Annotated in this window: 16 protein-coding genes, 1 tRNA gene and 1 pseudogene; 12 read left to right on the forward strand and 6 right to left on the reverse strand. The window is 70.9% G+C overall.

The window, feature by feature from the left end; all coding sequences use genetic code 11:
* Nucleotides 1-131: 131 nt before the first annotated feature.
* Both E2651_RS28110 and E2651_RS28115 read right to left on the reverse strand, forming a co-directional pair.
* Nucleotides 132-1,538 (reverse strand): gluconate:H+ symporter, encoded by a 1,407-nt coding sequence (locus tag E2651_RS28110; protein WP_135334039.1) that lies wholly within the window; start codon nt 1,536-1,538, stop codon nt 132-134.
* Nucleotides 1,539-1,625: 87 nt separating this feature from the next.
* Nucleotides 1,626-2,135, reverse strand: a complete 510-nt coding sequence (locus tag E2651_RS28115; protein ID WP_135334040.1) for a gluconokinase — start codon at nt 2,133-2,135, stop codon at nt 1,626-1,628.
* Between the two features lie 190 nt (nt 2,136-2,325).
* Here E2651_RS28115 and E2651_RS28120 point away from each other — a divergent pair, with 190 nt between their 5' ends.
* From E2651_RS28120 to E2651_RS28150, 8 genes and pseudogenes are all read left to right on the forward strand, one after another.
* Nucleotides 2,326-3,027 (forward strand): FadR/GntR family transcriptional regulator, encoded by a 702-nt coding sequence (locus E2651_RS28120; protein WP_135334041.1) that lies wholly within the window; start codon nt 2,326-2,328, stop codon nt 3,025-3,027.
* Nucleotides 3,028-3,150: 123 nt separating this feature from the next.
* Nucleotides 3,151-3,552: a YchJ family metal-binding protein gene (locus tag E2651_RS28125; protein WP_135334042.1), complete on the forward strand. Its 402-nt coding sequence runs from the start codon at nt 3,151-3,153 to the stop codon at nt 3,550-3,552.
* Nucleotides 3,553-3,845: 293 nt separating this feature from the next.
* Entirely contained in the window at nt 3,846-6,722 is a 2,877-nt protein-coding gene (locus tag E2651_RS28130; RefSeq protein WP_135334043.1) for a peroxidase family protein, read from the forward strand.
* On the forward strand, nt 6,709-8,082 hold the full coding sequence (locus tag E2651_RS28135; protein ID WP_135334044.1) for a hypothetical protein: 1,374 nt from the start codon (nt 6,709-6,711) through the stop codon (nt 8,080-8,082). Before E2651_RS28130 ends, E2651_RS28135 begins: the two co-directional genes overlap by 14 nt.
* A gap of 427 nt (nt 8,083-8,509) precedes the next feature.
* Nucleotides 8,510-9,313: a hypothetical protein gene (locus tag E2651_RS46195; RefSeq protein ID WP_348541675.1), complete on the forward strand. Its 804-nt coding sequence runs from the start codon at nt 8,510-8,512 to the stop codon at nt 9,311-9,313.
* A complete protein-coding gene (locus E2651_RS46200; protein WP_348541676.1) occupies nt 9,310-9,642 on the forward strand; it encodes a hypothetical protein in 333 nt (110 codons plus the stop codon). Before E2651_RS46195 ends, E2651_RS46200 begins: the two co-directional genes overlap by 4 nt.
* Before the next feature lie 4 nt (nt 9,643-9,646).
* Nucleotides 9,647-10,057: a roadblock/LC7 domain-containing protein gene (locus E2651_RS28145; RefSeq protein WP_135334045.1), complete on the forward strand. Its 411-nt coding sequence runs from the start codon at nt 9,647-9,649 to the stop codon at nt 10,055-10,057.
* A gap of 226 nt (nt 10,058-10,283) precedes the next feature.
* Nucleotides 10,284-10,575 (forward strand): annotated as a pseudogene (locus tag E2651_RS28150) (ATP/GTP-binding protein); the annotation flags it as partial.
* 64 nt (nt 10,576-10,639) lie between these two features.
* Here the strand turns inward: E2651_RS28150 and E2651_RS28155 are convergent.
* Nucleotides 10,640-10,724 (reverse strand) — tRNA-Leu (locus E2651_RS28155).
* Between the two features lie 183 nt (nt 10,725-10,907).
* Between E2651_RS28155 and E2651_RS28160 the strand changes: the two genes are divergently transcribed.
* The 3 genes from E2651_RS28160 to E2651_RS28170 all read left to right on the forward strand — a co-directional run bounded on the left by E2651_RS28160 (nt 10,908) and on the right by E2651_RS28170 (nt 13,599).
* Nucleotides 10,908-12,260, forward strand: a complete 1,353-nt coding sequence (locus tag E2651_RS28160) for a M20/M25/M40 family metallo-hydrolase (RefSeq protein ID WP_135334046.1) — start codon at nt 10,908-10,910, stop codon at nt 12,258-12,260.
* A 195-nt stretch (nt 12,261-12,455) separates the two neighbouring features.
* Nucleotides 12,456-12,689 (forward strand): chaplin ChpH, encoded by a 234-nt coding sequence (chpH, locus tag E2651_RS28165; RefSeq protein ID WP_135334047.1) that lies wholly within the window; start codon nt 12,456-12,458, stop codon nt 12,687-12,689.
* 142 nt (nt 12,690-12,831) lie between these two features.
* The gene (locus E2651_RS28170; protein WP_135334048.1) at nt 12,832-13,599 is read left to right on the forward strand and encodes a chaplin; all 768 of its coding nucleotides are present in this window, start codon (nt 12,832-12,834) and stop codon (nt 13,597-13,599) included.
* Nucleotides 13,600-13,713: 114 nt separating this feature from the next.
* On the opposite strand, the gene E2651_RS28175 is transcribed toward E2651_RS28170, so the two are convergent.
* Nucleotides 13,714-13,902 (reverse strand): DUF5703 family protein, encoded by a 189-nt coding sequence (locus E2651_RS28175; protein WP_135334049.1) that lies wholly within the window; start codon nt 13,900-13,902, stop codon nt 13,714-13,716.
* Between the two features lie 47 nt (nt 13,903-13,949).
* Here E2651_RS28175 and E2651_RS28180 point away from each other — a divergent pair, with 47 nt between their 5' ends.
* A complete protein-coding gene (locus tag E2651_RS28180) occupies nt 13,950-14,765 on the forward strand; it encodes a hypothetical protein (RefSeq protein ID WP_135334050.1) in 816 nt (271 codons plus the stop codon).
* A gap of 66 nt (nt 14,766-14,831) precedes the next feature.
* On the opposite strand, the gene E2651_RS28185 is transcribed toward E2651_RS28180, so the two are convergent.
* Together E2651_RS28185 and E2651_RS28190 are read right to left on the reverse strand one after the other, a co-directional pair.
* On the reverse strand, nt 14,832-17,042 hold the full coding sequence (locus tag E2651_RS28185) for a helix-hairpin-helix domain-containing protein (protein WP_245239290.1): 2,211 nt from the start codon (nt 17,040-17,042) through the stop codon (nt 14,832-14,834).
* 383 nt (nt 17,043-17,425) lie between these two features.
* Complete coding sequence (locus tag E2651_RS28190) at nt 17,426-18,406, reverse strand: aldo/keto reductase (protein ID WP_135334051.1); 981 nt, start codon at nt 18,404-18,406, stop codon at nt 17,426-17,428.
* Nucleotides 18,407-18,495 lie beyond the last annotated feature (89 nt).

Raw genomic sequence — 18,495 nt, forward strand, 5'->3', positions numbered from 1 at the left:
TAGTCAACCGCCGGACGGGCTGGATATTTCCAGCCCGGCCGGCGTTTGAGGCCATCTTGTACGGGGTCTGGGGCGGAGCCCCAGTTTCGGGAAGGGGCGGGGTTGGGGAAAGGAACCCCGCTCTGACCCCGCTAAATCACCAGCGACAGCAGCAGCACGAACCCACCCGCGACCACGGAGATGATCGTCTCCATGACCGACCAGGTCTTGATCGTCTGCCCCACGTCGAGGCCGAAGTACTCCTTCACCAGCCAGAACCCCGCATCATTCACATGCGAGAAGAACAGCGACCCCGCACCAATGGCCAGCACCAGCAGCGCCGTGTGCGAATCGGACATGTCCGCCGCCAGCGGAGCCACAAGACCCGCCGCCGAGATCGTGGCCACCGTCGCCGACCCCGTGGCAAGCCGGATCACCACGGCGATCAGCCACGCAAGCAACAGCGCCGGAATCGACCAGTCCTTGGAGATGTCCAGGACCATCTGACCGACACCCGAGTCGATCAGCGTCTGCTTGAAGCCGCCACCCGCACCGACGATCATCAGCACACCGGCGATCGGCGCGAGCGACTTCTCGACCGTCGTCGAGAGACGCTCCTTGGTGAAGCCGGCCGCACGGCCCAGCGTGAACATGCCCACTATCACCGCCGTGAGCAGCGCGATCAGCGGCGACCCGATGACGTCGAAGACGCGCTGCACGGTGTGCTCGGGGTTGTCGACGATGATGTCGACCAGCGCCTTGGCCAGCATCATGACCACGGGAAGAAGGATGGTCACGACGGAGGCGCCGAAGCTGGGGCGCTTGTCCAGGTTGTCCGAGGTGCGCTCGGGGATCATGCGGTCGGGCACCGGGACGTCGACCCAGCGGGCGGCGTACTTCGAGAACACCGGACCCGCGATGATCACCGTCGGGATGGCGACGAGAACGCCGAGCGCCAGCGTGATCCCCAGATTCGCGCCCACCGCGTCGATCGCGACGAGCGGACCGGGGTGCGGCGGGATGAGCCCGTGCATCACGGACAGGCCGGCGAGGGCCGGGATGCCGATCCGCATCAGGGAGTAGTTGCCGCGCTTGGCGACCATCAGGACGACCGGGATCAGCAGCACGATGCCGACCTCGAAGAAGAGCGGAAGGCCGATCACCGAGGCGATGAGGACCATCGCCCAGGGCATCGCGCGCCCGCCGGAACGCCCGGCCTTGGCCAGGATCGTGTCGACGATCTGGTCCGCGCCGCCGGAGTCGGCGAGCAGCTTGCCGAGGATCGCGCCGAGGGCGATCAGCACACCCACGCCCGCGACCGTGGTACCGAGCCCCGTCGTGAAGCTGACGATCGCCTTGTCGAGCGGGGCACCCGCGAAGGCGCCGAGGGCGAGCGACCCGATGGTCAGGGCCAGGAACGCGTGCAGCTTGAACTTCGTGATGAGCAGGACGATGACGGCGATGCCCGCGAGGACGGCGATTCCCAGCTGGGCATGGCCAGCGGAGGTGATCGGCTCGACGGCGTCCGCTGCCAGCATCTCAACGCTGAGACTGGTCACGGTGTCTTCCTTGTATGTCAGGGGAGATGGGGACGGTGGTGCGGGTGAGGGGGGTTGCACGCCGGCGGAGCCACCCGCCGGGCGGGTCTACTTGTCGAGGGCGAGCAGGGCCTCGTACGCCCGCTCGCTGATCTCTTGGGGAGTGCCGGTGACATCGACGGCGACGCCCGCCTCGTCCGCGCCGAGCGGCTGGAGCGTGGCGAACTGCGAGTCGAGGAGGGCCGTCGGCATGAAGTGGCCCTGCCGGTGGGACATCCGGTCCTCGATGAGCTCGCGGGTGCCGGTGAGGTGGACGAAGACGAGGCCGGGGGCCTCGGCCCGCAGCCGGTCGCGATAGCCGCGCTTGAGCGCCGAGCTGCTGACCACACCGCCGAGACCGGCGCGGCCGTGCGCCCAGGCGCCGATGGCGTCGAGCCAGGGCCAGCGGTCGTCGTCGGTCAGCGGGGTCCCGGCCGACATCTTGGCGATGTTCGCCGGGGGGTGGAAGTCGTCGCCCTCGGCGTAGGGAACGCCGAGCTGATCCGCGAGCAGGGGGCCGATCGTGGTTTTGCCGGTTCCTGCCACGCCCATCACCACGACGACGTGGGGGGTGCTCATCGCTGTGCTGCCTCGCTGTCTTCATCGACATCACCGACGTCATCGACATCGGTTGGTCACGGACCGCCGGTCGGGGGAGAGCCGACGGTCCGTTCACGTCACTGAAACCCATTAGGTCTGACGAATTCAAGAGTCTGTGACGCAAAAGTCTGACTTTTTGTTCCCGCGGGTCCCCACATACCCTGACGTCATGACCGAACCTGCCCGTGGGCTGCACGCTCGTGTACTGGAAAGCCTCGGGCCCGCCATCACCGGCGGTGAGTACCCGCCGGGCAGCGTGTTGCGTACGGATGAACTGGCGCAGCGCTTCGAGGTGTCACGTTCCGTCATCAGGGAAGCCGTGCGGGTGCTCGAGTCCATGCACCTCGTCGAGTCCCGGCGCCGGGTGGGCGTGACCGTACGGCCCACCGAGGAGTGGAACGTCTACGACCCGCAGGTCATCCGGTGGCGGCTCGCGGGCGCCGACCGGCCGCGCCAGCTGCGTTCCCTCACGGTCCTGCGCTCGGCGGTCGAACCGGTCGCGGCGGGGCTCGCCGCCCGGCACGCCACGCCCGAGCAGTGCGCGGCCCTCACCGAGTGCGCCCTCGGCATGGTCGCCACCTCACGGGGCCAGCAGCTGGAGGGCTACCTCTTCCACGACATCAACTTCCACCGCATCGTCCTGAACGCCTCCGGCAACGAGATGTTCGCCCGCCTCGGCGATGTCGTCGCCGAGGTCCTCGCGGGCCGCACGCATCACCAGGTGATGTTCGAGGACCCGGATCCGGCCGCCGTCACGTTGCACGTGCGGGTCGCGGAGGCGGTGCGGGAGGGCGACGCGGCCCGTGCGGAGGCGCTGACACGGGAGATTGCGGTGGGTGCGCTGCACGAGCTGGACATTCTTGCCCCGTAGTGGGCTTCCCCTGCGGGGCGCCGTGTGTGTCTGCGGGTGCTTTGTGGCTTGTCGCGCAGTTCCCCGCGCCCCTTCAGGGCGCTCCCCCTGCCCCGCGGTTCTTGGAGCGCCGCGTCAGGGACAATGGTCCGCATGTCCCGACGCCCCAAGACCTGCCCCTGCGGGCACCCCGAGCCGTACGAGTCGTGCTGCGGCCGGCTGCACCGGGGCGAGGCGAAGGCCGCCGCGCCCGAGGAGCTGATGCGCTCCCGCTACAGCGCCTTCGTGAAGCGGGACGAGGAGTACCTCCTGCGCACCTGGCACCCGAGGACCCGGCCGCGCCGCGTCGAGTTCGACCCCGGCATGCGCTGGGTGGGCCTGGAGATCCTGGCTACCGCCGAAGGCACGGCGTTCCACAGCAAGGGCACGGTCGAGTTCCGGGCCCGGTACACCGACGAGGGCCGCCAGGGCGCGCTGCACGAGCGCAGCAGGTTCGAGCGGGTCCACGGGGCCTGGATGTACGTCGACGGCGCCTTCATCGAGTAGCGGCCGCCCCGCGAGGGGGCGCGCGCCGACCCGTATAGGACCGGCCATCAGCGCCCTCTCGCTCCTGGGGTTGCTGTGAGTGGAGACCCCAGAGGGACTCGCGGACGATCACCCGCACCGCACCGCAAGCCCGCCACGGCCCGCCGACGGGCCCAAATACCGCCGCCCGCCTGCCTGTTCGAGCTGCTTGACGTGCCCCGCACATAGGCGAGAACCCGCGCTGCGGCTGTCCCGTACCGCCACTAGCCTCCATGCCCCCCGTCCCGTACGCCTGCGTGCGAAGGAAGCGCCTGATGGCCGACACCGGACAGTACGAGCAGAGTTACGAGCGCTACGTGGGCGGCAGCCCGCAGGCGGAGCGGCGGCTCTTCGAGCGCCTGGCGCATGAGCTGATGAAGGTCCAGGTCAAGAACCGGCGGGCGGGCGGCGCCGGTTCTCTCGCACGCACCCAGCACGCGAAGTCCGTGCTCGGCGTGGAGAACGCACGCCTCTCCTTCCGCGATGACCTGCCCGAGGCGCTGCGCACCGGCTTCGCCCAGCCCGGCGCCGAGTATCCGGCGACCGTGCGGCTCTCCAACGCGGGCGGCATCCGGCAGGCCGACGGGGTGGCCGATCTGCGCGGTGTCGCCGTGCGCGTGACGGTGTCGGCCGAGGAGAGCCACGATCTGCTCGCCACCAACCATCCGGTGTCGCACGCCCGTGACGCCCGCGAGTTCGTCGCTTTCGCCAAGGCCATGGCGGGCGCGACCAGCCCGCTGCGGAAGGCCTTCGGGCTCTTCGTCAAACTCCCGCTCGCCGTCGGTCTGTCCACCGCCACCCGGATGCGGCGCAATATCCAGGCCGCCACCCGGCACAAGGTCAACAGCCTTGCCAGGGAGACCTATTGGAGCCGCGGCGCGATCCTGTGGGGCGACGCGGGCCCGGTCCGCTTTTCGCTGCGCCCCGTCGTGGGCAGCGCCCCCGAGCCCAAGCCCGAGCGGCGCGACCCCCGCTTCCTGCACCGCGAACTCGCCCACCGCCTCGTCACCTCGGACGTCTCCTTCGAGCTGTGCGTGCAGAGTTACGTCGACGAACAGCGCACGCCCGTCGAGGACGGCTCCGTGGACTGGAAGGACGCCATCAGTCCGGCCGTGCCCATCGGGCGCCTCACCGTGCCACGCCAGGACATCAGCACCGCCGAGGCGCAGGCCGCCGCCGGACGCGTCGAAGAGCTCGCCTTCAACCCCTGGTACACCACCGACGCGTTCCGCCCCCTGGGCAATCTCAACCGCGCCCGCAAGGCCGCGTACGAAGCGAGCGCCGCCCACCGCCAAGGGCTGCGCTTCACCACCGAGGAGCCGCTGCGCAACAAGGTGCTGGGCATCCCGGTCGGCGGGTTCTTCAGCGTACTCAACCGCTATGTCCCGTGGTACAGGCTGCCGTTGGAGCCGAGCCTGCTGAACCTGGTCTTCCTGCGCAAGGCGCTCAGGCGCCGCAACCTCATCGACACCGACGTGCACGAGGCGCCCCCGAAGGCCGTCCCCGTGCCGGCGCCCGTCGACGAGCGGCTGCGCACGGCACGCTCGTACGACGGGACGTACAACGATCTCTCCGCGCCGTCCATGGGAGCCGTCGGCGCGGCCTTCGGACGCAACCTCAAGCCGGACTACCGGCCCGACCTCTTCGACACCCCGAACCCGGTCACCGTCAGCCGCGAACTCCTGCGGCGCGACACCTTCGTACCGGCGACCACGCTCAATATCCTGGCCGCCGCCTGGATCCAGTTCCAGGTCCACGACTGGGTCAACCACCGCCGCTACCCGGCCGGCGGCAAGACCGTCGAGGTCCCGCTGCCGCCCGGCACCAGCTGGCACAACACCCCCGGCGGGCCGCCCGAGAAGGTGATGCGCTTCGCCGAGAACGAGGGCATCCAGCTCCCCGGCGACCAGCCCCCGATCCTCTTCGCCAACACCGCATCGCACTGGTGGGACGGCTCCGAGGTGTACGGCGCTGACGAGCGGACCGCGAAGTTCCTGCGCGTCCCGGACGGCGGCGCCGAGCTGCGCCTGGAGGACGGGCATCTGCCCATCGGCCAGAACGGCATCCCGCTCACCGGCTTCCAGGACAGCTGGTGGCTGGGCCTCAGCGTGATGCACACCCTCTTCGCCCGCGAGCACAACGCGGTCTGCGCGGCGCTGCGCCAGGAGTACCCCGCGATGAGCGAGGACAGCGTCTACCACACGGCGCGCCTGGTCGTCTCCGCCCTCATCGCCAAGATCCACACGGTGGAGTGGACCCCGGCGATCCTCGCCACCAAGGCCATCGACCTCGGCCTGCACACCAACTGGGAGGGCCCGCCGGACAGTTGGCTCAACAAGCTGGGCCTGTGGCTCCTGGAGTCCCACTCGCTGACCGGCATCCCCAAGACCTTGCCGGACCACCATGCGGCGCCGTACTCCCTCACCGAGGACTTCGTCACCGTCTACCGGATGCATCCGCTGATCCCCGACGACTACGAGATGCGTGAACACCACTTCGGACAGCGCCTGGAGAGCCTCGGCTTCAACGACATCCAGGGCGCGGCCGCCGAGGCCGCCATCCGCAAGACGGGCCTGACCGACACCCTCTACTCCTTCGGCATCGCCCACCCCGGCGCGATCACCCTGAACAACTTCCCGCGCGCGCTGCAGCGCTTCGAGCGCGACGGGGAGATCATCGACCTGTCCGTCGTCGACCTCGTGCGCACCCGCAGGCGGGGCGTGCCGCGCTACAACGACTTCCGCGCGGGCCTGCACAAGCCGCGCATCAGCCGCTTCGAGGACCTGACCCAGGACCCCGAGACCCTCGCGCGCCTCAAGGACGTCTACGACTCGGTCGACGAGATCGACACCGTGGTCGGCCTGTTCGCCGAGAACCCGCCGACCGGCTTCGGCTTCAGCGACACCGCCTTCCGCATCTTCATCCTGATGGCCACGCGCCGCCTGCAGAGCGACCGCTTCCTGACCGTCGACTACCGCCCCGAGATCTACACGCCGCTCGGCATGGACTGGGTCGAGAAGGGCGGCATGAAGTCCGTCATCCTGCGGCACGCCCCGGACCTCGCGGGGCTGCTGCCGCGCGACGCGAGCGCGTTCGCACCGTGGCGGCACGTGCAGCCGATGCGGGACGGCGGCAGCGATGCCACCGGCTGACGGGCACCACCCGGGGCTCGACGACCTCTTCGTACGTCCCCTCCTGGAGACGGTCTGGCGCCGCCGCACCCACCGGGTGAGCCGCGGCGCCAACGTCCCCGCGGGATCGATGAGTCACACCTCCGAGCAGGCCCCGCAGCCGCTCACCGAACTGGAGGAGGCGGTCCTGATCGCCCTGACCGGCTGCACCGGTCTGACGATGCCGGACCGCCCCTTCGACGACCCCCGCAACGGCAAACCGATCATGGCGAAGCCGAACCTGACGATGGCGGGGCGCACGGCAGGCAGCCCCGACAACGCGCAGGGCACGCACTTCTTCCTGATCAACGACACGGGGACGTACTACCTGCGCAAGCTGCCCCCGGCGCCGGAGGAACCCTTCGACGCCCTGACCCTGACCGACCGCGCACGGCAGTCCAAGGTCCAGGTCCTCGACCACCGCCTCGACGTGGCAGAGGGCCTGCGGGACTTCCCCGCCTACCTGGACTCGAACCGTTTCCTGTCCAACCTGCCCGGTACGACCCTGCTGTTCCCGGTGGTCGACCTCTCCCACCAGTACATCAACGCCCTGATGTACCTGCTGACCCAGCCGGACGGCGCTCGCCCCACACTGGTGGACGACCGCAACTTCTACCGCCCGGCGGGCGTGAAGAAGTGGATCCGCAACGGCTTCCTGAACGAGAAGCTGAAGCTGCCGCTGGGGGCGCTCGGCCCCCTCCGCACCCAGATCGAGGCGGACCTGCTCCTCCAGAACCTCATGCTGGTCGCCGACGCGATGGGCCTCGGCGCCTGGATCCACGCCTCCATCAACCCCCAAATAGCCCTGGGCGACCCGAAGTTCAGCCGCACCTACGGCAGGATGCTGGGCTTCACCTTCGTCACCCCGCGCTGGCGCATCGCCGACCTGTGGCGCTGGCACATCCCCCTTCCCAAGTACGCCGACGTCCGCTCGCACCCGGTGGGCCTCAAGGCACCGGACGGCGAGCAACTGATCTCCGCCATGTGCCCGCCCGCGTTCGCGTCGATGTCCGACGCGGTGGACACGGTGATCCGCGAGAAGTTCGGCCCCGGGGGCGTCTACGGCGACAAGGACGTCTTCTCCCGCATCTACCGCGAGGACTACGGCCGGCGCTATCTGGCGGAGGCGAGCGAGTACGAGGACCGGGTCGTCGCATGCGCCCGTGACATCTGCGCGTACATCCTGCGCACGCACCGCCGATTCCCCGCGCACACGGACGCGATCCACGTTCCCGGCGTCTGGCTGCAGGCGCACCACGTGGAGCGGCCCTACTACGAGCGGTACTTCACGAACGGCCTGACGGACGCGCATCGCCGGCACGGGGAGTTGTGGGACGACTAGCTGTCGTTCCGTACCACCCGCACGCCCCCGGCCGGAGATCACCCACGGCCCCCGGGCAGTAACCCACAGGGTTGATCGACACCACCGGCTACCAGATAAGCTCTGTACCAGTGACGCGAGTTGACGCGATATCAGTCCGTCGCGCGCCGCCATCCCAGGGGGTACCGAGGTGCGATGGGTGCGACCCCTTGGTCGGGTTGTCCACTCTTCGATCGCGTTGGTTTGAGAACCGTCTACCGCCCGGCGGGCGTGAAGAACCGCGCGGCCGACGAGTCCCGCACCGCCCAGCTGAACCACTCCCAGCAGTGGCAGCAGCATGTCGCCGCCCTCGAGCGGCGGTACGAGAACGGACGCGCCGCCCACGAAGCCCACCGGGTCGACGAGGCCAAGGCAGGGCAGTGGAGGCTCGACCGGCAGCAGGCCCTGGTTGGCCCGCCTGGCGGAGGAGTTCCTGCCCGAGGCCTTCGAGGGCCTGCGCGGCGGCGAGGCGATCGACGACGTCCTGCCCCGCGCGCTCGATCAAGAGACCGATGCCACACCGGAGTTCAGGCTCGAACTCCGCAAGGTCCTGCGGACCGCTCTGATCGCCGTCGAGGAGGAGTGCAACCGCAGCACCTCCGCCGAACAGGCCGTCATCAGCATCGGCAGCCGGATCCACGTACTGACCGGGAAGATCCGCGGCCGCCTGCACGAGATGCAGGGCGAGCACGGCAGGACCCCGGCCGTCGCCCAGGGCCTGATGGAGCTCGACCAGGCGATCGGCCCCGCCGACTGCCTGGCCGCGAGCATCGGCGTGCTCGGCGTGCTCGGCGGCACGGACCGGCCAGGACGCCAGTGGCAGGAGCCGCAGCGCCTGCTCGGTGTCGTACGCGGTGGCGTCGGGCGCATCAAGGACTTCGACCGGATCCAGCTGCGCCAACTGCCCGAACTCGGCGTCGACGGCGGCCTGGTGGACCACCTCACGCTGATCTTCGCCCACCTCCCGGACAACGCCACGCGCTACTCGCCGTCCACCGAGGCGGTAGTCGTCTCGGGCAAGGAAGTGCCCAAGGGGCGGGCCCCGGCCTCGGCGGCTTCTCGGAGGACGCACACCTGGGCCTGCGCGTCGTCGGCACGCCGGCCCGCAAGTACGGCATCAGGGTCACCTTCGCCGACTCGCCCTGGCTCGGCACCTCGGCGGTCGTCGTCGTACCGCACAAGTACTTCAGCCCGCTGCCGGCCGCCTCCGTGACGGAGCCGGCCGCGGCCCAGGCGACACCGCAGGCGACCGCCCGTCAGGATGAGCCCGTCGTCGCACCGGCCCGGCCGGGATCGGCAGCTGCCGAGCCCGGCCGGGAATCGGCAGCTGCCGAGGACACCGCCGATGTCACGCCGGGCGGCCTGCCCAGGCGCAGGAGCAGGCGCACCGATTCCCTGAGGGCGGCCGAAAAGAGGCCGGAAGTCACGGCGGCCACTTCCGCGCAGCCCGTAGCGCCGCCGGACTCGTCCTTCACCGGCCTGGCGGCCTTCGCCACCGCTGGACGAGAGACCGACGAGCCCCACACCGAAGAGAGCGACTAGCCACATGACGCAACACGAAACCGACGTGAGCTGGGCGCTCCGCGTTCTGACCGAGAGCATCCAGGGGATCCGCTTCGCCCTGGTCGCGTCGAGCGACGGCAAGGCCATCGCGTCGTACGGAGCGGACGACCCGGACGACGTGGACCGTTTCGCAGCCGTGGTCGCCGGCCTGCAGGCGCTCGCGCAACCGGTGGCGGATCAATTCCCGACATTCGGCGGCCGGCTGCGCCTGGCGATGATCGAGGTCGACGGCGGGCACCTGTTCGTGGTGCGGGCCGGAGTGGAGGCGTACCTCGGAGTCCTCGCCAGGGAAGGGCTCGACCAGGGGCTGCTCGGGCACCAGATGAGGGACCTGTCCCGCAGGATGGGTGAGCTCCTCGGCACCACTCCGCGCCAGGAGGAGCACCCTGGATGAGCGGCCCCCACGGGTCCGGCCCCCCAGGGCCCACGGAACCGTCCGGTCTCGAGCGCTACTACGTGCTCACCGGCGGTCGCAGTGGTCCCGGCGGGCCGGCCGCCGGCCCGCCGACGTGGCGACCCTCATCATCTCCCGCTCCGACCCCACCCCCGGCATGCAGCACGAGCACGAGGAATCGTGCGCTGGTGCCGGGATCCCCTGTCGGTCGCCGAGCTGGGCGCCCATCGGCGTCGCCGACAAGACCGAGACCACGGTCAGCCTGGACTTCGGGCGGATCGGCCTCAACGAACAGCTGGTGCTCCACCTGTTCGGCACACCGGGCCAGGAGCGCTTCTGGTTCCTGTGGAACGGCCTGTTCAAGGGGGCACTCGGCGCGCGACGCACTGGACATCTCCGAGCACATCCCGGTCGTCGCCTGCGACGCCAGGGACCGGCGATCCAGCCGCGATGTGCTCGTCGCCCTGATCCGCCATCTCAAGGAACGCTCCGCCGCCGCCCTGGAAGCCGCCCGGTGATCTCCGGTTGAAACGCGAGGAGCGGGCCAGGTTTCCCTGGCCCGCTCCTCGCGGTGTAACTCTGTGTCCGAGGGGGGACTTGAACCCCCACGCCCGATAAAGGGCACTAGCACCTCAAGCTAGCGCGTCTGCCATTCCGCCACCCGGACCAGGTGGTGTCTGTCGCGGTTTCCCGCGGCGACGTGGAAAACCATAGCAAACATTCGAGGCCCTCTGATCACACAGGTCACGGGCGTGAACGGCGTATGTCGGCCGATGCCAGGCCTTGGGCCTCGGGGGGTGGGCGCGGGAGGATGAGGGGGACCACCAGCAGCGACAGCGGGAGGAACAGCGTGAGCGAGTCGAGCAGGGCCGACAGGGCAGGCAAGGCGGACCGGTCGCAGCCCGTCACCGGCGAGGACGAGGTCGTCGATCTCTGCCGCGATCTCATCCGCATCGACACGAGCAACTACGGCGACCACTCGGGCCCCGGCGAGCGCAAGGCCGCCGAGTACGTCGCGGAGAAGCTCGCCGAGGTGGGCCTCGAACCGCAGATCATCGAATCGCACCCCGGACGGGCCTCCACGGTGGCGCGCATCGAGGGCGAGGACCGCTCCAGGCCCGCGCTGCTCATCCACGGCCACACCGACGTCGTACCGGCGAACGCCCAGGACTGGACGCACCACCCCTTCTCGGGAGAGATCGCGGACGGCTGTGTGTGGGGCCGTGGCGCCGTCGACATGAAGGACATGGACGCGATGACCCTCGCGGTCGTGCGCGAGCGCATGCGCACCGGCCGCAAGCCCCCGCGCGACATCGTGCTGTCCTTCATGGCCGACGAGGAGGCGGGCGGCACGTACGGCGCCCGGTACCTGGTCGACAACCACCGGGACCTCTTCGAGGGCGTCACGGAGGCGATCAGCGAGGTCGGCGGCTTCTCCTTCACCGTCAACGAGCAGCTGCGGCTCTACCTCGTCGAGACGGCCCAGAAGGGCATGCACTGGATGAAGCTGACCGTGGACGGCACCGCGGGACACGGCTCGATGATCCACAAGGACAACGCCATCACCGAACTGTCCGAGGCCGTGGGCCGGTTGGGGCGGCACAAGTTCCCGGTGCGGGTCACCAAGACGCTGCGGCACTTCCTCGACGAGCTCGGCGACGCCCTCGGCACCGAGCTCGACCCCGAGAACATGGACGAGACGCTCGCCAAGCTCGGCGGCATCGCCAAGCTCATCGGCGCCTCCCTGCAGAACACGGCCAACCCGACCCAGCTGGGCGCGGGCTACAAGGTCAACGTCATTCCGGGACAGGCGACGGCGCACGTCGACGGCCGCTTCCTGCCGGGGTACGAGGAGGAGTTCCTCGCCGACCTGGACCGGATCCTCGGCCCGAACGTGAAGCGTGAGGACGTGCACGCGGACAAGGCCCTGGAGACCACCTTCGACGGCGCGCTCGTCGACGCCATGCAGACCGCGCTGCAGGCCGAGGACCCGATCGCCCGCGCCGTCCCGTACATGCTCTCCGCGGGCACCGACGCCAAGTCCTTCGACGACCTCGGCATCCGCGGCTTCGGCTTCGCGCCGCTGAAGCTGCCGCCGGAGCTGGACTTCGCCGGCATGTTCCACGGTGTGGACGAGCGAGTGCCCGTGGACGGCCTGAAGTTCGGGGTGCGCGTGCTCGACCGGTTCATCGACGCGTCCTGAACGCCGGTGCGTACGCCCCTTGATGCCTCCGGATGACCGCAATGCGCGCTGAAACGAAACACCAGTAATCGTCAGCGCGTACGTACTTGACTGAAAAGAGTGAAAGGGACCATAAGCTCGTAGCCCCATTACTTCCTCCTCGTTACAGGTGGTGCGGTCCGCGGCTGGGATCGCATTTGCCTACAAGGAGGAATAATGATCAAGAAGGTCGTCGCTGCTGCGGTTGCCACCGGTGGTCTGGTGCTCGCTGGTGCGGGTATGGCTGCTGCCGACGCCGGTGCCCAGGGTGCCGCCGTGAAGTCTCCCGGTGTGGTCTCGGGCAATGTCGTTCAGGTGCCGGTGCACGTTCCGGTGAACGCCTGTGGCAACACGGTCTCCGTGGTCGGGCTGCTGAACCCCACCTTCGGCAACACCTGCATCAACAAGTGACGTTGTTGTGCCTCACCCCATGAGGGTCTGAGTCCGAAGGCCCCGGAGTGCGTGCCATGCGCTCCGGGGCCTTCGGGCATTCCGCGCACGTGTTCAAAAAGGCGCGTGCGTCTTCCGGAAGGTCATAAGGCAGGTAGAACCTATGCGACAGGTCACTCGAAAAGGCCTGATCACAGTGGCGGCCGCGACCGGCGTGCTCGCCATCAGCGGTGGCTACGCGCACGCCGACTCGGGTGCCGCCGGTAGCAGTTCGGATTCGCCGGGTGTGCTCTCCGGCAATTCCGTATCGCTCCCCGTGAACGTCCCGGTCAATGTGTGCGGCAACAGCGTCAATGTCGTCGGCGTGCTCAATCCGGCGGCGGGCAACAACTGCGCCAACACCGGCGCCGACGACGACGGGGGCTACGGCGATTCTCGGCCCTCGGGCGGCGGTGCGCAGGCCGACGGGCACACCGGCGACTCGCCGGGCGTCGGCTCCGGCAACAGCGTCCAGGTGCCGGTCGACGTGCCCGTGAACGTCTGCGGCAACAGCGTCACCATCGGCGGTCTCGGCAACGCGACCACCGGCAACGAATGTGCCAACGACTCGGGCGACGCGCTTCCGCCGGGCGACGCGCTTCCGCCGGGCGGCGAGAAGCCGCCGACGGAGCCGCCGGGCAAGCCCCGGCCGCCCGAGAAGCCGCAGGAACCGGGAAACCCGGAGCACCCCAGCACGCCGGGGGAGAAGCCGCCGGGTGACCGGGTCGAGGAGCCGAACCGGCCGGGGACGCAGCTCGTCACCCCGCCCAAGGGCTCCGACCAGCTCGCTCGGACCGGCGGCTCGCTGCCGGTGGGTGTCGCGCTGCCGGTGGGCGCGGGCATGCTGCTCGCGGGCACGGTGCTGTACCGCAGGGCGCGGTCCGCGGCCTGATCGCGGGCGGACGAGGCTGCGGCGCCTGACCGCAAGCACGAACGGAGTGGGCCCCGCCGAGGCGGGGCCCACTCCGTTCCGTCCGTATCAGGTCACTCTCAGGTCACGCTCACATCACCAAGTGGCCCGCAGCTGGCGGATGATCCGCCGCCTCAGCCGCACCCTGCGGCTGCCGTCCGAGTGCAGGCTCAGGCGGTCCAACTCCCAGTGTCCGTACTCTGCGTGGTCTGTCAGCAGACGCGTGGTTTCCTTGCGGGTGAGCCCGCGCGGCACATACACGTCGACAAATTCGTATTCCGGCATCGCATCTATTGTGCAAGTACAGGCCCGGTACGGATAGCGTCTGCACTATGTCTGATGCTGCGCAGCCCACCGCTGCCGAGGTACGTGCCGCCGCCGAGGCGGTCAAGACCGCGCTCGACCGCCACCTTGCCGCGGTCGAACGCAGGTCGGGGGAGGACGACCCGGCCGTGTACGAGGCGTTCAACGAGCTGGCCGCCGCGGCCGAGACCTACGACGAGCTGCTCTACGACCGCTACGACGAGGTCACGCCCTTCGAGATCCCCGGCGCGGACGGCGACGTGCCGCCGTACCAGGGTCCCGAGGAGCCGAACGCGCTCAGCGTGCTGATCCGCAGGGACTACACCGTGGCGGAGCCGCATCGGCTGCTCGCCCAGGCCCAGCGGGTCGCGGACCTCGACGCGGACACGGTGGCGGGCGAGAGCCCGGCCGCCGCGGCGGCCGGCAGCAGCGTGCACGCCGCGCTCGGCGTGCTCTTCGGCGAGTTCGAACCGGACGAGATCGCCTCCCGGCACAAGGAGTTCGGCCTGGAGGAGGGCGACTCCACGCTCTGGGTGACCGCCCTCGACGAGCCCGCGGAGCCGGGGGAGTGGCTGGAGCTCCCCTTCGACCAGGCGGACCCGCATCGGATCGTGTGCCGCTTCGACGTCAGCACGGTCTTCGACGACGAACTGGACGACGAGGACCTCGACGCGGAGGTGGCCGCCGCGGCGGCGCTGGCGCTGGAGGCGGCGGAGGAGCTCGACGAGACCGACGAGCTCGACGAGACCGACGAGCTCGAGGACGCGGACGGGGCGGACGACGCGGACGAGGCGGACGAGGTCGACGTGGACGACGACCGCAGTCCGCTGGATGCCGATCGCTGAGCCTTGCGGGCCGGGGCCCGGGGGAGGCGGGCTGCCCCCGCCTCCCCCGCCCGCCCCGCTGCAAGGTCAGAGCGCTGCCGGGACCTGAGGGCGCAGGAGGGTCTGGAGGCGGGTGGTGCGGTCCTTGGGGAGGACTTCCGCCACGGCGCGCGGAAGTGCTTGTTCCGCGCCCTGGACCACCGACAGGTGGCGCTCTCCGCGGCTGAACGCGGTGTAGACCCAGGCCCGGGTCAGCGCGGCCGTCGCGTCGCCCGGGAGCACCACGACCACCGCGGGCCAGGTCAGGCCCACGGCCTGGTGCGCGGTGAGCGCCCAGGCGTGCCGGACCGTCTGCTCCACCCGCTCCTTCGGTACGACGACGGGGGCGCCGTCACACTCCAGGTGCAGCCCCTCCGCGTCGGCCCGGATCACCCGGCCCGGGGCCGTGCGGCCCGGCGCCGGGACGTGGGCGACGCGGTCGCCCGGGTCGAAGCCGCCGAACCGGCCGGGGCCGGGGTTCAGCCGCTCCTTGAGCGCCGCGTTCAACGCGCGCGTGCCCGCCGCCCCGCCGTGCCCGGGGGTGATGACCTGAGTGTCCTGCGGGGGCACCCCGATCGCCCGCGGCACCGAGTCGGCCACGAGCTGCACCGTGCGGTGCACCGCCTCGCCCGCGTCCCGCACGGGGACGATCACGACTTCCTTGCCCGGCGCATCGACCTGGTTCAGCTCGCCGATACCGACACCGGAGACCAGTTCCCCGATGGGTCCCGGATCCGGCGTACGGGAGACGACCTGCGGGCAGCAGCGCGCCGCGACGAGATCCGCGAAGACCCGTCCGGGGCCCGCCGACCACAGCACCCCGGGGTCACCGCTGAGCACCAGACGGGCGCCGTCCGGAAGGGACTCCACCAGCATCGCGCCGGTCTCCACGTCCAGCTGCGGCGCGTCGAGGACCACCAGGAGGTCGAGGGCGAGCGCACCGTCCCTGTCACGGCCAGGCCCCTCCGCCCCGGAGAGCAGCCCCGCCACGGTCACGGAGGCCCCCTCGTCGGAGCCGACGAGCCCGGCCAGGCGGCGGCGCCCCCCGGCGCTGTGCGTGGCGGCGCACACCCGCAGGCCGAGCGCCCCGGCGGCGGCCACCAGGGCGGCGGGCTCGGCGCGGGCCGTCTCGCCGCCGGTGTGCAGGACGAGCCCGTGCCCGGCCACCGCGCGGATCAGCTCGGCGGTGGAACCGGACGCCTCGCCCGCGGCGGACTCCCAGTCGGCCGCCGAAGGGCCCGAACCGTCTTCCTTGGGGAGGGAGTTGATCACCCGGGCGAGCCCGTCGGCGAGGCTCTCCTCGGCCAGTGCGTACTGCTCGAGGCCCACCAGGACGCGGACCGGGCGCCCGGTCTCCTCGCCCTCACCCTCGTCCTCGTCGTCGGCCGGTGCCGGGGCAGGCGCTCCGGGTGTCTCGATCGCGTCTTGGAAGACCAGGATGTCGCCCTCCGCGATGGCGCTCTGCACCGCGGCGTCCGGGTCCGGCACGGCACGCTGCCCGAGCGCGGCGGTGAGCGCCGACGCGTCCAGGGCCGTGTGCCCGGCGACGGCCGCCTGCTCCAGGAGCCATACGGTGATCGCGCGTCCCCTGCGCTCGTCGTCGGGCCCGCACTCCGCGCCGAGCAGCGCCCGCGCGAACCCGTCGGCCTGCTCCGTACGTACGCCGGTGACCCGGAGCAACTGCCAGGGGTCCTCCCGCAGTTGAGCGTCGGCGCCCTCGCCGAGCGCCGCCGCCGTGCGCGCGGCGAGCGCGGCGGGCGCCCCGCCTTCGGCGAGCACGGCACGGACCGCTTCGACGGCCTCGTCATCGGGTCCCGCGGCGGCCGCCACGGGCTGCGGCCGGCGTACCGGCTCGGGCTCGGGCGCCCTGCGCGGCGTCGGCTCGGGCTCACGGAAGGCACTGGCCACCGGCTGCTCGCCGCTCTCCACCGCCCGGACGGCCGCGAGCAGATCGGCGGCCTTGCCGCTGAGCTTCGCCCCCGCGTCGACGGGCCCCTGCTTGGCGGCCTTGCGCTCCTCGATCCGCTCCCGCAACTCGCGCTGCGCGGCGATCTCGGCCTCGGCTTCGGAGAGTTCCTTGGCTTCGGTGGCGGAGGCTTCGGTGGTGGCGGCGTCCCCCGCGTCGCTCTCGCCCGCACTCTCCGGCGTCACCGCGTCCGGCTCGCGCTGGGCGGCGATGTCGGCCTCGGGGCTGGTGGCGTCCCCCGCCTCGGCCGCGTCGCTCTCGCCCGCACTCTCCGGCGTCACCGCGTCCGGCACGTGCTGGGCGGCGATGTCGGCCTCGGTGGTGGCAGCGTCCCCCGCGTCGGCCGCGTCGCTCTCGCCCGCACTCTCCGGCGTCACCGCGTCCGGCTCGCGCTGGGCGGCGATGTCGGCCTCGGTGGTGGTGGCGTCCCCCGCGTCGGCCGCGTCGCTCTCGCCCGCACTCTCCGGCGTCACCGCGTCCGGCACGTGCTGTGCGGCGATCTCGGCCTCTGTCTCGGAGAGCTCCTTGGCCTCCGTGGTTTCCGGTGCCGCGGTGTCCCCCGCGTCGACCTCGCCCGCCGTCTCGGGCGCGTCCGCGTCCGGCTCGCTCGGGGGCTCCGGCTCGGTGCCCTCGGGGGCGGCGGGCTCCTCCGCGGCAGCGGTCGGCGGCTCCGTACTCACAGCGTGCTCCAGTCCTGATCGGGGTAGCGGTGCACGGGCGCCGACACATCGTCGAGCGCCTGGCAGATCTCGTCAGGAAGACTAAGGGTCTCCACTGACAAAGCGGCCGTGAGCTGCTGCGCGTTGCGCGCGCCGACGATCGGCGCGGTCACTCCGGGGCGGTCGCGCACCCAGGCGAGGGCGACTTGGAGGGGCGTCGCGGCGAGGCCGTCCGCCGCCGTGGCGACCGCGTCGACGATGCGGCTCGCGGCGTCGTCGAGGTACGGCGCGACGAACGGCGCGAGATGCTCGGAGCCACCCCGCGAGTCGGCGGGGGTGGAGTGCCGGTACTTCCCGGTGAGCACCCCGCGCCCCAGCGGCGACGACGGCAGCAGACCCACCCCCAGATCCTGCGCGGCGGGCAGTACTTCGCGCTCGATGCCGCGCTGCAGCAGGGAGTACTCCATCTGCGTACTGGCCAGGCGGGTACGTGTGCCAGGGGCCGCAAGCTGCCACGTCGCCGCCTTGGCGAGCTGCCAGCCGGAGAAGTTCGAGATGCCCGCATAGCGCGCGCGGCCGCTGCTGACGGCGATGTCCAGGGCCTGCAGCGTCTCGTCGAGCGGAGTGGCGGGGTCGAAGGCGTGCACCTGCCACAGGTCGACGTGGTCCGTGCCGAGCCGGGCGAGCGACGCGTCGAGCGCGGAGAGCAGATGGCCCCGCGAGCCGTCGAAGCGCCGCTCCGGGTCGGGGACGCCGCCCGCCTTGGTGGCGATGACCAGGTCACGCCGCGGCACGAGCCGTTCTATGAGCCTGCCGAGCAGATACTCGGCCTCCCCGTCGCCGTACACATCCGCCGTGTCGACGAGGCTGCCGCCCGCTTCCCAGAACACCTTCAACAGGCCGGCGGCGTCGCTCTCGTCGGTATGCCCCCAGGTGAGGGTGCCGAGTCCGATCCGGGACACGCGAAGGCCGGTACGGCCGAGATGCCTCTGCTCCATGGGCGCTGAGGTTACTGGCCGGGCCCCCGCGGCGGGCGGGGCTGTGGGCCTGTCTCTCATACACATCTCCGAGCCCACGAGACGCTCAT

This window comes from Streptomyces sp. MZ04 (genome assembly GCF_004684775.1).
GTDB lineage: Bacteria > Actinomycetota > Actinomycetes > Streptomycetales > Streptomycetaceae > Streptomyces.

What these genes read in the sequence shown, in the direction of transcription:
- E2651_RS28125 (WP_135334042.1), top strand. Translation starts at nt 3,151, where the DNA reads ATGGTCCGCATGTCCCGACGCCCCAAGACCTGCCCCTGCGGGCACCCC.
- chpH (WP_135334047.1), top strand. Translation starts at nt 12,456, where the DNA reads ATGATCAAGAAGGTCGTCGCTGCTGCGGTTGCCACCGGTGGTCTGGTG.
- E2651_RS28115 (WP_135334040.1), bottom strand. Translation starts at nt 2,135, where the DNA reads ATGAGCACCCCCCACGTCGTCGTGGTGATGGGCGTGGCAGGAACCGGC.
- E2651_RS28175 (WP_135334049.1), bottom strand. Translation starts at nt 13,902, where the DNA reads ATGCCGGAATACGAATTTGTCGACGTGTATGTGCCGCGCGGGCTCACC.
- E2651_RS28120 (WP_135334041.1), top strand. Translation starts at nt 2,326, where the DNA reads ATGACCGAACCTGCCCGTGGGCTGCACGCTCGTGTACTGGAAAGCCTC.
- E2651_RS28130 (WP_135334043.1), top strand. Translation starts at nt 3,846, where the DNA reads ATGGCCGACACCGGACAGTACGAGCAGAGTTACGAGCGCTACGTGGGC.
- E2651_RS28135 (WP_135334044.1), top strand. Translation starts at nt 6,709, where the DNA reads ATGCCACCGGCTGACGGGCACCACCCGGGGCTCGACGACCTCTTCGTA.
- E2651_RS28180 (WP_135334050.1), top strand. Translation starts at nt 13,950, where the DNA reads ATGTCTGATGCTGCGCAGCCCACCGCTGCCGAGGTACGTGCCGCCGCC.
- E2651_RS28145 (WP_135334045.1), top strand. Translation starts at nt 9,647, where the DNA reads ATGACGCAACACGAAACCGACGTGAGCTGGGCGCTCCGCGTTCTGACC.
- E2651_RS28190 (WP_135334051.1), bottom strand. Translation starts at nt 18,406, where the DNA reads ATGGAGCAGAGGCATCTCGGCCGTACCGGCCTTCGCGTGTCCCGGATC.
- E2651_RS28170 (WP_135334048.1), top strand. Translation starts at nt 12,832, where the DNA reads ATGCGACAGGTCACTCGAAAAGGCCTGATCACAGTGGCGGCCGCGACC.